Origin of the sequence: Kribbella sp. NPDC056951 (genome assembly GCF_042674205.1) — a bacterium.
Taxonomy (GTDB): domain Bacteria; phylum Actinomycetota; class Actinomycetes; order Propionibacteriales; family Kribbellaceae; genus Kribbella; species Kribbella yunnanensis.
Genome location: NZ_JBHUQZ010000020.1, coordinates 72,898 through 86,523, shown reverse-complemented (window position 1 = coordinate 86,523; position 13,626 = coordinate 72,898). Strand labels below are relative to the sequence as shown.

Below are 13,626 nucleotides of genomic sequence, written 5' to 3'. Positions count from 1 at the left end.
TCTAATACGTCGGGTGACGGAAGGTGACCTCAAACTCGGGCGGGTCGGCAAGACGGCCCGGGTGCTGATCGCGGTGCTCGGCATCGTGCTGCTGATCAACGGCTCGGTGCGCGCGACCGACGACGCGTGGCCGTTCGGCCCGATGTCGCAGTACGCCGGCTGGATCGCCGACGACGCCTCGGTCACCTTCACCCGGGTCAGCGCACAGACCGACGCCGGTACGACGGTCGACGTACCGCTGAACATCGAGGGCGCAGGCGTCGCCCGGGCCGAGATCGAGGCGCGCACCGGCGAGATCGAGAAGGACCCGTCGCTCCTGCAGCAAGTCGCCGACGGCTGGAAGAAGAAACACCCCGACCAGCCGCAGTACGTGAAGCTAGAGCTCATCCGAGACACGACTCAGTTGGTGAAGGGCCGAGTAGTAGGCCCACCCACTCCCGAGGTACTCGCGACTTGGCAGGTACGCCGATGAACCGAGTAGCAAACTGGTTCACTCCCAAGATCGCCCTCGCCCGGGTTGCTTGGCTGCGGACTGTCCTCTACCTGTTCGTCATCCTCGACATGCATGCGTTCGTCCGCGACACCCGCCTCAAGGGCGAACACCCCGGCCTTTACCAACCGCTCCTCCTCGCCCGGATCTTCGACCTCCCCAAGCCCTCGGTCGCCAACACCACCGCCCTGTACGTCGTCCTGATCGTGGCCTGCCTCGTCGGCGCGACGAACTGGTTCCCCCGCACGGCCGGGTGGATCGTCGCCCCGGCGTTCACGTGGTGGGTGCTGATCGGGATGAGCGACGGCAAGGTCGACCACGACCACCTCGCGCTGGTAGTCGCGCTCTGGGTCCTTCCGACGGTCAAATCCACGGTCCGCGGCAGAGCGGCGTACGGGGATCAGACTCGGTCGGAGGCGGCCGGGTGGGCGGTGCGGTGCGTGCAGATCTCGGTGATCGCGACGTACTTCCTGTCCTGGGTGGCGAAGGTGCGCAGCCCAGGATGGAATTTCAGCTGGCCGAGCAGCGCGATCCTGACCTGGGCGATCGTCCGGCGGCCGCATCCGGTCGGGGAGTGGCTGCTGCACCACCCGTGGATGCTGCACGTGATGCAGTGGGTCGGGTTCATCGCCGAGTTCTTCTCGCCGGTGATCCTTTGGCTCAAGGGCCGCTGGCAACTGCTCGGCGCGCTGTTCTTCCTCGGTTTCCACGTGGCGAACACGGCGATCCTGCTGATCCACTTCCTGCCGACCGTGGTCTGCTGGCTCGCCTTCGCGCCGCTGGAGCGGATCGTGCCGTGGTTCAAAAAGCGCAGGTCAGACCGCGATACCCGACAGACCGAACACGAGCCCGAAAGCAGCGGGCAGGCCCAGCAGCAGGCCGGCGCGTAGCCGGAAGCGGCGGCCGCCCGGGCCCGGAGTACGAACCACCCGGGACAGGACAGCACCGGCGTACCCGAAAACGAACGCGACCAGCAGGATCTGCCGGGTCGGCAGGTTGTCGGCGTCGTGCTGGGTCAGCCCGAGCGTGATCAGCCCCGGGAAGCAGAACGCGCACATCCCGAAACCGATCTCCGGCAGCGGCAGCCAGCGCCGCCCGAGCACGTCGCGCTCGGCCGGTCTGCGGTGCCGGATCGACTGCACGAACCGCGCTGTGGAGAGCAGAAAATCGCTCAGACACAGGATGGCGGCCACGATCAGCGCGACCCGGAAGGTCATCTGCACGAGGACACGGTAGGGCCTGATAGGTGCCATGTCTCCTGCAGCACGTAACGTCTGCTTAACAGAGGCGGGGCACACTGTGTGAGGGCCGCACAACCTGACGATCGAGGTGGACTGATGGACAAGCAGCAGGAGTTCGTACTGCGCGCACTCGAGGAGCGCGACGTACGCTTCGTGCGGCTCTGGTTCACCGATGTGCTCGGGTTCCTGAAGTCGGTGGCGGTGGCGCCGGCCGAGCTGGAGGGCGCGTTCTCCGAGGGGATCGGGTTCGACGGTTCCGCGATCGAGGGGTTCGCCCGGGTGACCGAGGCGGACATGCTGGCCAAGCCGGACCCGTCGACGTTCCAGATCCTGCCGTGGCGCGGCGAGACCATGGGTACGGCGCGGATGTTCTGCGACATCAACATGCCGGACGGGTCCGCGTCGTTCGCCGACCCGCGGCACGTGCTGAAGCGGACCCTGTCGAAGGCGGCCGATCTCGGCTTCACCTTCTACACGCACCCCGAGATCGAGTTCTACCTGTTCAAGTCCCTGGTCGGCGCGGTCGGTACGACGCCCGAGCCGGTCGACTCGTCCGGGTACTTCGACCACACGCCGCAGGGGATCGGCAACGACTTCCGCCGCGAGGCGATCACGATGCTGGAGTCGATGGGCATCTCCGTCGAGTTCAGTCACCACGAGGGTGGTCCGGGTCAGCAGGAGATCGACCTCCGGTACGCCGACGCGCTGTCGACCGCGGACAACATCATGACCTTCCGCGTCGTGGTGAAGGAGGTCGCGCTGTCCCAGGGCATCTACGCCTCGTTCATGCCGAAGCCGCTGAGCGACCAGCCCGGTTCCGGGATGCACACCCACATGTCGCTGTTCGAGGGGGACCGGAACGCGTTCTTCGAGGGCGGCGCGCAGTACCAGCTCTCCAAGACCGGCCGCGCCTTCATCGCAGGCCTCCTGCACCACGCAGCCGAGATCACCGCAGTCACGAACCAGTGGGTGAACTCCTACAAGCGTCTCGCGGTCGGCGACGAAGCCCCGTCCTTCGTCTCCTGGGGTCACAACAACCGCTCCGCGCTCGTGCGCGTGCCGATGTACAAGCCGCACAAGGGCCAGTCGTCGCGCGTCGAGTTCCGCTCGCTCGACTCCGCCGCCAACCCGTACCTAGCCTTCGCCCTGATGCTCGCCGCCGGTCTCAAGGGAATCGAAGAGGGCTACGAGCTCCCACGCGAGGTCGAGGAAGACGTCTGGTCCCTCACCCCGCGCGAGCGCAAGGCCCTAGGCATCAAGCCCCTCCCCGGCAGCCTCGCCGAAGCCATCCACGCGATGGAGGAAAGCGAACTCGTCGCCGAAACCCTCGGCGAACACGTCTTCGACTTCTTCCTCCGCAACAAACGCGCCGAATGGCAGGACTACCGCCGCCAAGTAACCCCCTTCGAACTCAACAAACTCCTCCCAGTCCTCTAACCCGGCCTCGTCTCGGGGGTGTGAACAGGAACTGGGGGGCTTGAACAAGGCATAACTTGTTCAAGGCCCCCGCAGGGGGTGCGCACCCCCGAGAAACGGGCGCGTGGCAGGGCGCGAAAGGACTCGGCCGGGGGCGTTGCGCTGTGGCTGAGCTTGTTTTCCGGCCGACTCGAAAGACAGGGTGGCTGGGCGCCGCGGTGGCTGGCCCGGATGACGAGGCTGGTGACCGCGCTCTCCGTCGCCTGCGGCTGACGGCCTTTGGTTGCTGTCCGGGAAGGACGCCGCCTGGCCTCCGGGGCTAACGTCCGAAGGTTCGGAGGCGGGCCGTCCGGTCTTTCGGACGTTAGCCGGGTGGGCGTTGTAGCGTCCGAAGGATCGGAGACGGGCCCTCCGGTCTTTCGGACGTTAGGCCGGTGCCCGGTTAGCCGATGAGGACTTCCAGTACCTGGACGGGTTGCCGGGGGTCGGCGGCTATGCGGTCGAGGATGGTGAGGCCGTTGCTGACGACACCGATGATGGTGGAGCCGGCTGGTGCGCCGTGGACGCCGTGGACCAGGAAGAAGGCGCTGCCGTTCATGGCGCCTTGGTTGCTGAGGGCAACCACGCCGCGGCGGTACTGCTCCTTGCCGGTGAGTTCGACCGGGAAGCGGTAGCCGGGCCGCCCCGCGCCGCACTCGAGGATCGCCCGGGTACGGCGCGGGCACGGGGTCCCGTGGTAGAAGCGCTGGAGCGCGAGATGGGTGAAGCTGTGGACCGCGCAGGGTGCGTTCTGGCGATCGAGGCGTAGTTCGAGGGTGCCGCGGTCGGTCTTGAGCGTCACTTTCACCGAGCCCAGGACCGGAGTCAGCGAGAACGGCGGCCGGATGCTGCCGTCATCGGTTCGGGTGTAGGTGCAGTTCTTGAACATCGTTGGGGTGGCGTGCACCGTCCAGCTTTCGAGGGCGAGCACGATCGCGGCGACCAGCAGGATGACGACAACCCGTTTCCAACGGCCCATGCCATCGAAAATAACACTGAGTAGCCGGATTGCAACAGGGTGTGTTCAGAGTGAGGTGGCGGCCTTCAGTAGCTCGTCCGGGTCGGGCTCGGCCGTGAGAGGTTCGGCCGGGACGCTGTCGGACGAGTGGGTCGAGGTGAAGCGGGCCGTTGCCGTCGAGTGCCGGTACGGCGCCTCGATCGGATCGGCCGGTGGTGGCGCCGGCTCGACCACGGGTCTGGGCGGGATCGCCGGCGTACCGTCGTCGGCCATCGCGTGCACCTCCTCGACCGTGAGGAACGCGACCGGCCGGACGCCTTCGGTGATCACCACCAGACAGCCGGGGATCACCTGCTGGGCCCGATTCCCCTGTCCAGGAACGAGAATCCCTTCGACCGGTGTCCGCCAGGCGCCGGGCGCGAAGCGGCGCAGGCAGACTCCCGCCTGCCCGTCCTCGGCGGTCCGCGGTGGGAGAAAGGCTGTGCCCGTGTAGTCGTAGTCGTAGTCCGGCTCGGGCGGCCCGGACACTCGCCCACCCTGCTGGGGCGTCAACCAGACCACCGTGCCCCGAACAGCGAGCGACCCCGTCATCATGACCATGGAGACTCATCATGCCGACTACAGCCCGAATACGCCAGGCAACTCCGTGTGTTTACCGCAATCCCTCCGCAACCCGCTCGCGCGCTCCTCGAAATTCTGTCACGCGACGTGGCCGACAGCCCTGCAACGGCACGCACCCAACTAGGTAGCCTGACGGTCGTGGCGGATGCGCAGAGGGGCTCGGGCGAAGGGCGGCTGGTTCGGCTGGGGTTCGGGGATCCGCAGCGCGCCGCGCAACTACTGCAGCAGCTCGACGCGCTGCACCCGTTCGCCACTGAGCCGCTGATCACCACGCTCTCGGAGTCTGCCGATCCGGATCTGGCGCTCTACAGCCTGCTCGGCATGGTCGAGGCGCTAGACCGCAATCAGTACGACGTCGCCGGTTTCGCCCGCACACTCGAGATGGACGGCGACTTTCGCCGCCGGCTGATCTTCGTGCTCGGTGCGAGTGAGGCGTTCGGTCGGCACCTCAACGTCCACCCGCGGCACTGGTACGACCTCGCCGATCCGACCCTGACCGGTTCCCGTCCCTCCGTCGAAGACGTCGCCGCGAAACTCGCCACCGCCGTCGACGCGGACAAGCCGATCGATGCGCTCCGGGTCGAATACCGCCGCCTGCTGCTGCGACTCGCCGCTCGCGACCTGGCCGAAGGACTCCTGGTCGACGAGGTGGCCGCCGTACTGGCTGATCTGGCCGGGGGAGCGCTGGAGACCGCGCTGCGGATCGCGCGCAACAACCACTTCGCCGTTCATCCCGACGCCGCGGATTGTCGACTCGCAGTCATTGCCATGGGCAAGTGTGGTGGCCGGGAGCTCAACTATGTCAGCGATGTCGACGTTCTGTTCGTCGCCGAACCACTCGATGGCGAACCCGAAGCGCCGGCCCTGAAGACCGCTTCCCAGCTTGCCGCAGCCGCGATGCGGATCTGCTCCGACCACACCGGCGAAGGCACGCTCTGGCCGGTCGACGCGGCGCTGCGCCCGGAAGGCAAGTCCGGCCCACTCGTCCGCACGCTCGAGAGTCACCTCGCCTACTACCAGCGCTGGGCGAAGACCTGGGAGTTCCAGGCGCTGCTCAAGGCGCGCCCGGTCGCCGGTGATGCCGACCTCGGCCGCGAGTACGTCGAGCGGATCGGCAAGCTGGTCTGGTCGGCGGCGGACCGCGAAGGATTCGTCGGCGACGTGCAGGCGATGCGGCGCCGGGTGATCGACCACATCCCGGCCGCCGATGTCGATCGCCAGCTCAAGCTCGGGCCGGGCGGTCTGCGGGACGTCGAATTCGCCGTACAGCTGCTGCAACTCGTCCATGGGCGCAGCGATGAGGCGGTCCGCAGTGGTACGACGTTGATCGCGCTGGAGTCGCTCACCACCAGCGGGTACGTCGGTCGCACGGATGGCGCCGTACTGGCCGATGCCTACCGCTTCCTGCGCTCGATGGAACACCGCATTCAGCTGTACCGGTTGCGGCGTACGCATCAGGTCCCGGAGGACGATGCCGACCTGCGGCGGCTCGGTCGCTCGCTCGGCTTCACCAAGAACCCGGTCGCCGACCTGACCGCGGCGTGGAAGAAGCATGCGCTCGAGGTTCGGCGGTTGCACGAGAAGCTCTTCTACCGGCCGTTGCTCGCGGCGGTCGCGCGGATTCCTGGCGTCGAGGTTCGGCTCACGCCGCAGGCAGCGAAGCAGCGGCTGACCGCGCTCGGATACGCCGATCCGGCGTCCGCGCTGCGGCACATCGAGGCGTTGTCCGAGGGCGTGTCGCGGCGGTCGTCGATCCAGAAGGCGTTGCTGCCCGCGATGCTCGGCTGGTTCGCCGAGTCGCCGGATCCCGATGCCGGTCTGCTCGCGTTCCGGACGATCTCGGACAGTCTCGGTTCGACCCCGTGGTACCTGCGGCAGCTCCGCGACGAAGGCGCCTCCGCTGAGCGCCTCGCGCACCTGCTCGCCAGCGGCCGGTACGCCGTCGATCTGCTGCAGCGTGCTCCCGAAGCGACCGCGATGCTGGCCGATGAACGCGAACTCGTCCCGCGCACACCCGAGGGTTTGCGGACCGAGATGTCAGCTGCCGCTCGTCGGCAGGATCAGCCGGAAGCCGCCGTAGCCGCGATTCGTGCGGTACGTCGCCGGGAGCTGTTCCGGGTCGCAGCCGCGGATCTGTCCGGTCTGCTCGATGTCGAGGCAGTCGGCAACGCCCTGACCGGGATCTCGATCGGCACCCTCACCACCGCGCTCGAGGTTGCGCGCAAGGCTGTCGCCAAGGGCGAGCCGGAGCCGACGCGGATGGCGATTGTGGCGATGGGTCGCTTCGGCGGGCACGAGCTCGGGTACGGCAGCGATGCCGACGTCATGTTCGTCCACGACCCGCTACCCGGCGCAGACGAGAAGGCCGCCACCGACTTCGCCACCCAGGCCGCCACCGAACTCCGCCGTCTGCTCGCCTTGCCGGGTGCCGATCCGGCGGTCGCCATCGATGCGGACCTCCGCCCCGAGGGTCGCCAGGGACCGCTTGTCCGGACACTGGCGTCGTACGCGTCCTACTACGCACGCTGGTCTGCTGTCTGGGAAGCCCAAGCCCTGCTGCGCGCCGACCCGCTCTGCGGAGATCCAGACCTCTGTACGGCGTTCCGTGCGCTGATCGACCCGCTGCGCTATCCGGCGAACGGCGTCGGCGAGCGCGACGTGATGGAGATCCGCCGAATCAAGGCCCGCGTGGATGCGGAACGGCTGCCGCGCGGAGCGAACCGCAGTACCCACACCAAGCTCGGTCGTGGCGGGCTGGCCGATATCGAGTGGACCGTCCAACTGCTCCAACTCCGCGAAGCCCACCGCCTCCCCAGCCTGCGCACCACCCGCACCCTCGCGGCCCTCCGCGCCGGCGTCGAAGCCGGCCTGGTCGACCCGACCCAGGCCGAAACCCTCGAGACCGCCTGGGAATTCGCCTCCCGGATCCGCAACGCGATCATGCTCGTCCGCGCCCGCCCCGGCGACTCCCTCCCCACCGACCCCCGCGACCTGGCCGCGGTAGCCCAGATCTGCGGCTACCCACCCAGCGAATCCAGCCGCTTCTCCGACGACTACCTCCGCATCACCCGCCGAGCCCACAACACCGTCTCCCACCTCTTCTGGGACGACTAACGTCCGACCATCCGGAGACCGGTCCGCCTCGGCCGCGGGTTCTTCGGGTTGCCTATCGAGTTGGGGGGTTGCCCACTCAGATTCTCGATGGGCAACCCCCCAACTGAGGGGATAACCGCTGAGCGGGGGGGGGGGGGGGCCGGGTCGAGCTCTCGCGGGAGCTGGGGCGTTCTAGCCGTCGTTTTCGGGGGGTGGATCGTCCCCACATCCCCTCGCGGATGGTGCCAGCTCTCCCCAAACCGGTTTGGGGAGAGAACACGGGCCGGTCAGGGCGAATATCCACCCCACCCTCCAGCAGCGGGTCACTTGTCAGGCGACGGGAACTCAACTGCCCCAGCCAGAGCCCGTCAACCTCAAGCGACGCGAAGCCGCGGTCGCCGACCTCGCCATCCGGCTCGGCCACGGCGGCGTCCAGCCACGTTGTCCTTCAGATCGGCCGGAAGTGGTGATCGGCCACAGCGCACGTCCCCGGCCGAGAACGTTTCGGTCTGCACCCCCACTCGACCGCCAAAGGCGGCCGACAAAGACCAGCGGGCGAGCCGAGCGGATGGCTGAGCCGGATGGCGAGGCCGGTGACCGCGGTTGCACGTTGCCTGGGGCTGACGGGCTGTGGCTGAGGTGCGTGATGCCGGAGATCTGCGTTATCCGAGGGATCTTGGGGACTCGGTGACGAAAATCCATCGACTAACGCACCCGGCAGCCCCGGGACCTCGAGATCGCGACGCGAGTCACCTTGAGCACCCATCAACCACACGAGCCCCTCCGAAATGGTCGAACGGTGCTCAAGGTCGCCCGGCCGGCTCACCTTGTGCACCCGTCAACCACCGTTCGGCCGCGCACGTGGTTGAACCGTGCTCAACGTCGTACCGGCACGTGTGGAGGGCGCTTGGCTGAAGGGGCTGGAGGCCTGCTGTCGACGGACCGGCGGCGGCCTGTGGATGGGGTTCTTTTAGGATTGACCTGGTGGAGACGACGGAGCGGAAGAAGCGGCGGGGTGTGTTGAGCACCACGCAGCGTGGGGTGCGGATGACTGCCGGTCAGCGGCGGGCGTGGGATGCGCACTGGGCCGAGCTGGGGTCGAAGCTGGAGGATCTGCCTGCGGGGCCGACGGATCTGGTGAAGTGGTTCGGGCGTGCGGCGCCGACTGTGCTGGAGATCGGGTCGGGGATGGGCGAGGGGACCGCGCAGCTCGCGGTCGCGGCGCCGGAGGTCAATCACATCGCGGCTGAGGTGTATACGGCCGGGCTCGGGCAGTTGATGATGCTGGCCGAGAAGTACGACCTGGAGAACCTCCGGCTGCTGCAGGGTGACGCGATCGCGTTCCTGACCGATCATGTCGAGCCCGCGGGGCTGGACGGCGTACGGATCTATTTCCCGGATCCGTGGCCGAAGAAGAAGCATCACAAGCGGCGGTTGGTCGCGCCGGCGTTCATCGCGCTTGTCGCCTCCCGGCTGCGTCCGGGCGGAACGCTGCACTTGGCAACGGATTGGGCGCATTACGCCGACCAGATGCTGGCGGTCTGCGACGCCGAGCCGACGCTGCGGAACCAGTACGACGGCTGGGCCCCGCGACCCGAATGGCGACCGGTCACCAAGTTCGAGTCACGGGCCCAGGCGGAAGGGCGCGAGGTTCGCGACCTGATCTACGTCAAGCGGTCCGGCTCGTGAAGTTCCAGATGCCCGCGCCCACCGTGTAAATCGTGTAGCCGTCCTCGTACGTCGCCTCACCCGCCAGCGACTGCGGTACGGCGGCAACGTCCGACGCCGACTCGGATGGCACATGAACGACTGCGGTCACGCCGACTGGCACATGCACCTCCACCGAGAACACCCGGCTGACCCGCCGCCACTGAACAGTCACCTGCCCGCGAATCGTGGAGGTCCGGATGCTCGCCGACGCGGTCTCGCCACGCGCATCCGGCCGGACGATAATCCGCTCCCAGCCGACACCCGCGTTCCGCAGACCGGCGACGTTCTCGAGGATCCACTGCACGACCGTGCCCTGGAAGTAATGGTTGCGGGAACGCGAGTCCGCCTCCCACATCTCCCACATCGTGTCCGCGCCGAGGTCGAACCAGTAGCCCCAACTGGGGTAACTCCGCTGCAGCGCCACCTTGGTTGCCGCATCGCCATATCCGTACGCCGTCAGCACCGGCAGCAGCACACCGACCCCGAGACACCCGGTGTTCAAGTGGAACCCGCGGGCTTCGACATCCGCAGCCAAACTCGCAGCGACCCGCTCGGCGAGCTCCTCGGGAACGATGCCGAAGGCAAGCGGTACGGCGTTCGACGTCTGCCGGTAATCCGGATCGTCGGCGCTCCGGTACACGGCCAGATCCCGATCCAGGAAGGTCCGGTTCAGCCCGTCCGCCAGTTCGGCGGCAGCCTTCCGATAGTCGTGGGCCTTGCCCAGAAGGTCCCCGATCTCCGCAGCCGCGAGCACCGCGCGATACAGGTACGCCGTACCGGTCAGTCGACGGTCCTCCGGAGCTGGGCCGTCGCTGTAACCGGGCGGGAGCCAATCGCCGAGCACGCTGACGGACAGACCGTCCTCGACCCGGTCGAGTTCCCAGGCGAGGTAGCGGGTGAGCGAATCCCAGTGCTCGCGCAGTAGCCGCTCGTCGCCGTACGTGCGATGCATTTCGTGGAGCAGGATCGGGTAGACGGTCGGCCATTCGGTGGCGGGGGCGAGTTCGGCGAACCCCCAGCCGTTGGTCGGGATGATCACCGGCAGCTGCCCGGATTCGGCCTGACTGTCGCGGATGTCGCCGAGCCACTTGGTGAAGAAGCGCGCGAGATCCAGCTGAGCCAGCATCGTCGGCGCACCGACCTGGGCGTCGCCAGTCCAGCCGTTCTTCTCGTAGAAGGGTGTGTCCGTCGGGATGCCGTGCAGATTGCTCAGCACCGTCCGCCGCATCGCCTGCTCGAACTGCTCGTACGCCGGCTCACTCGACGCGAACGCGGTCACCGATCGGACGTCCGAATTCACGACTCGCAACTGCACATCCGGCCGCGCTCCGGAGATCTGGACATAACGGAAGCCCTTGTAGGAGAACCGCGGTTCCCATTCCTCGACACCCGACCCGGCCGCGATGTATTCATCCCGCTGGATCCGATCGCCCTCGACATGCCCGTTCACCGCGACCACGTTGCCGTCGGCAACCGTCTCGCCGTACGTCAGACTGATCGTGGTCCCGGCCGGCGCGCTCACCCGCAACCGCGCCCACCCGGCCGTCGTGCGGCCGAAGTCGGCGATCCAGACACCGGGCCGCACCTCGTCGAGAGTGACCGGATCGACTGTTTCGATGACGCGGATCGGCTCATGCTCCTGCGCCCGCAGCCGACCAGCCGGTGCATCGACGACCGAGACAGTGGACCAGGCGGAGTCGTCGAAATCGGCCGTGTCCCACCCGGGCAGTGCGCGACGAGCGTCGTACGTCTCGCCGGTATAGAGCGAGTCCGAGATGGTCGGCCCGCCGGTGATCCGCCACGAAGGATCGCTGACCACCTCGGCGACGCGGCCGTCGTCGTACTCGATCACGAGGCGGGCGATCAGCCGGGGCTCGGAGGTCCACGGTGCTTGGTGCCAGCGCCAGACGTTAGGCGTGTTCATGCCGAAGAACCCACGGCCGAGCTCGGCGCCGACCGCGTTGTCGCCGGTCTGCAACAGCGCGGTGACGTCGTGCGTGACGTAGAGGACCGTGCGGCCGTAGTCGGTGAAGCCCGGATCCAGTACGGCGTCGGTCACCGCCTGACCGTTGATCCGGAGGTCGGCGTACCCAAGGCCGCTCGCGTACAACCGCGCACGCCGGACGGACCCGTCGACGCTGAACGTCCGGCGGAGCAGGGGAGCCCCGGAGGTCTCGCCGCCGATCCACTGCGAAGAGCCGAACCCCTCATCCAGCAGACCGGTCTCGAACCACTCCTCCGGAGCCCACTCAGTCTCCTGATCGGAGCCGTCCCACAGGCGGACCGACCAGTTGTACCGCGTCCTCGGGGTAAGCGCCGGACCGTCGTACTCGATTCCGAAGCACTGCGAAGAAGCCACCTTGCCGGAATCCCAGGACCCGACCCGCAGTTGGTACGCCGTCTGAGTCGCGCCGTACCCGGGAGCTTTCGCGATCCAACTGAACCTGGGCCGATCGACATCGGTCCCCAGCGGACGAACGGCGTACTCGGCCTTCAGTGTTCCGACGAGCATCGGCGGCGGCTCCTCAGCAAAAAGTCAACGGGGACGATATGCCCTCCCTGATTACCTGCTGACCAACCCATCAGCAAGTCTGAGGAGGAATGCTCATGCAGATCGGCCGGAAGTTTGGCCTCGCGGCGACATCCGGGGTGATGCTGTTCACCTCGATATCTCCTGGTTCACCGAGTGCCGGCGAACGTTTGATGCCGACGCTCGGCAACGGCGGGTACGACGTGCAGTCGTACGCCGTCGCCTATGACTACTACCCGGGCAAGTCGCAGATGCCTGCCTCCGCGGACATCGTGGCGCAGGCCGAGCACAGCCTGTCCAGCTTCACCCTCGACGCGGTGGCCCGGCAAGTGAAGTCGGTGACCGTTAACGGACTTCCGGCCGGGTTCAACTTGGACAACAAGAAGGAGAAGCTCGCCGTCACCCCGCGGATCCCGCTGCTGCAGGGGCTGCCGTTCCGGGTGCGGATCAGCTTCGTCGCGGACCGCTCGCTCGAACCGAGGTCACCGGTCTTCCCGGAGCAGGACAAGTTCGACCACTGGACGGACTGGGCCGGCGGCTTCGAGTTGATGGGCCAGCCGAACCGGTCCCACCTGTTCTTCCCGATGAACGACGTCCCGAGTGACAAGGCCCGGGTCAGCTTCCGGGTGAGTGTGCCGAAGGGCTACCAGGCGGTGGCGAACGGGACGCTCCGATCGGAGCGGACGAAGGCCGGACGGACGACGTACGAGTTCGGAACGCGGGACCCGATCCCGACGCATGTTGCGCAGCTCGCGGTCGGGCATCTGACCGAGATCAAGGGCAAGGGACCCCATGGACTGCCACTGCGCAGCTTCGTCGACAGTTCTAAGGCGAAGGCGGCCGGACCGCGCGTGGCACTCGTCCCCGAGCAGCTGAAATGGGTCGAGCAGGCGATCGGTGCGCCGTACCCGTTCGAGACGTACGGCGTCCTCGGTGTCGGCGGCGTCACGGGGTATGCCCTCGAGAGCGCGACGCTGTCCATGTTCAACGCGGACTATCTGGCCCAGCCCGGGACCGACGGGGTCGGCACGATGATCCACGAGCTGATCCACCAGTACTTCGGGAACGCGGTGTCGGTGAAGACGTGGGACGACATGTGGCTGAGTGAGGGGCACGCGGCGTACTACACCGGTCTGTACCACGACTCGAAGGGGCAGACGAAGCTTGCCGACTTCATGCGGGACGCGTGGCAGTTCGATTCCGAGGAACGCCCGAAGTACGGGCCGCCCGGGCGCGTGACTGATCTGAACGGCGTCCTGTTCGGCACCAACCCGGGTGGCGCGGTCACGCTCTACGCGCTGCGGCAGAAGCTCGGGGTGCCGACGTTCCAGAAGATCGAGAAGACCTTCTTCGAGCGGTTCCGGAACAAGGCTGCCTCGACCCAGGACTACATCGACGTCGTGAACGAGGTCTCCGGCCAGGATCTGGCGTCGTTCGTGAACAGCTGGATCTACGGAGCGAAGACTCCACCTTTCCCCGGTTGATTCGTCTCACATCGCGATTTGTTGTCTCGCACTGTGAAATGCAG

The 13,626-nt window shown here is 67.3% G+C and carries 10 protein-coding genes; 6 read left to right on the top strand and 4 right to left on the bottom strand.

Features of this window, described 5'->3' with window-relative positions:
• Positions 1 to 13 precede the first annotated feature (13 nt).
• Together ACFTSF_RS40670 and ACFTSF_RS40665 are read left to right on the top strand one after the other, a co-directional pair.
• Positions 14 to 472 carry a hypothetical protein gene (locus ACFTSF_RS40670; RefSeq protein WP_344153704.1) on the top strand — a complete coding sequence of 153 codons (459 nt, stop codon included), beginning with the start codon at positions 14 to 16 and terminating at the stop codon, positions 470 to 472.
• Positions 469 to 1,380, top strand: coding sequence for a hypothetical protein (locus tag ACFTSF_RS40665; RefSeq protein ID WP_380160832.1), 912 nt, complete (start codon positions 469 to 471; stop codon positions 1,378 to 1,380). Before ACFTSF_RS40670 ends, ACFTSF_RS40665 begins: the two co-directional genes overlap by 4 nt.
• Here ACFTSF_RS40665 and ACFTSF_RS40660 read toward each other — a convergent pair.
• Positions 1,306 to 1,707 carry a hypothetical protein gene (locus ACFTSF_RS40660; RefSeq protein ID WP_380160887.1) on the bottom strand — a complete coding sequence of 134 codons (402 nt, stop codon included), beginning with the start codon at positions 1,705 to 1,707 and terminating at the stop codon, positions 1,306 to 1,308. The two genes, ACFTSF_RS40665 and ACFTSF_RS40660, sit on opposite strands and share 75 nt — an antisense overlap.
• 120 nt (positions 1,708 to 1,827) lie before the next feature.
• Here ACFTSF_RS40660 and ACFTSF_RS40655 point away from each other — a divergent pair, with 120 nt between their 5' ends.
• Complete coding sequence (locus ACFTSF_RS40655; protein WP_132415057.1) at positions 1,828 to 3,168, top strand: glutamine synthetase family protein; 1,341 nt, start codon at positions 1,828 to 1,830, stop codon at positions 3,166 to 3,168.
• 421 nt (positions 3,169 to 3,589) lie between these two features.
• Here ACFTSF_RS40655 and ACFTSF_RS40650 read toward each other — a convergent pair whose 3' ends face one another.
• Together ACFTSF_RS40650 and ACFTSF_RS40645 are read right to left on the bottom strand one after the other, a co-directional pair.
• Positions 3,590 to 4,165: a peptidylprolyl isomerase gene (locus tag ACFTSF_RS40650; RefSeq protein ID WP_380160830.1), complete on the bottom strand. Its 576-nt coding sequence runs from the start codon at positions 4,163 to 4,165 to the stop codon at positions 3,590 to 3,592.
• Positions 4,166 to 4,210: 45 nt separating this feature from the next.
• Entirely contained in the window at positions 4,211 to 4,744 is a 534-nt protein-coding gene (locus ACFTSF_RS40645) for a hypothetical protein (protein WP_344153690.1), read from the bottom strand.
• Between the two features lie 159 nt (positions 4,745 to 4,903).
• Between ACFTSF_RS40645 and ACFTSF_RS40640 the strand changes: the two genes are divergently transcribed.
• Both ACFTSF_RS40640 and trmB read left to right on the top strand, forming a co-directional pair.
• Entirely contained in the window at positions 4,904 to 7,879 is a 2,976-nt protein-coding gene (locus tag ACFTSF_RS40640; protein WP_380160828.1) for a bifunctional [glutamine synthetase] adenylyltransferase/[glutamine synthetase]-adenylyl-L-tyrosine phosphorylase, read from the top strand.
• A 963-nt stretch (positions 7,880 to 8,842) separates the two neighbouring features.
• On the top strand, positions 8,843 to 9,547 hold the full coding sequence (gene trmB, locus ACFTSF_RS40635; protein ID WP_344153684.1) for a tRNA (guanosine(46)-N7)-methyltransferase TrmB: 705 nt from the start codon (positions 8,843 to 8,845) through the stop codon (positions 9,545 to 9,547).
• Here the strand turns inward: trmB and ACFTSF_RS40630 are convergent.
• Complete coding sequence (locus ACFTSF_RS40630) at positions 9,528 to 12,080, bottom strand: family 78 glycoside hydrolase catalytic domain (protein WP_380160826.1); 2,553 nt, start codon at positions 12,078 to 12,080, stop codon at positions 9,528 to 9,530. The genes trmB and ACFTSF_RS40630 overlap by 20 nt on opposite strands.
• Positions 12,081 to 12,175: 95 nt before the next feature.
• Here ACFTSF_RS40630 and ACFTSF_RS40625 point away from each other — a divergent pair, with 95 nt between their 5' ends.
• Entirely contained in the window at positions 12,176 to 13,582 is a 1,407-nt protein-coding gene (locus ACFTSF_RS40625) for a M1 family metallopeptidase (RefSeq protein WP_380160825.1), read from the top strand.
• Positions 13,583 to 13,626: the final 44 nt, after the last annotated feature.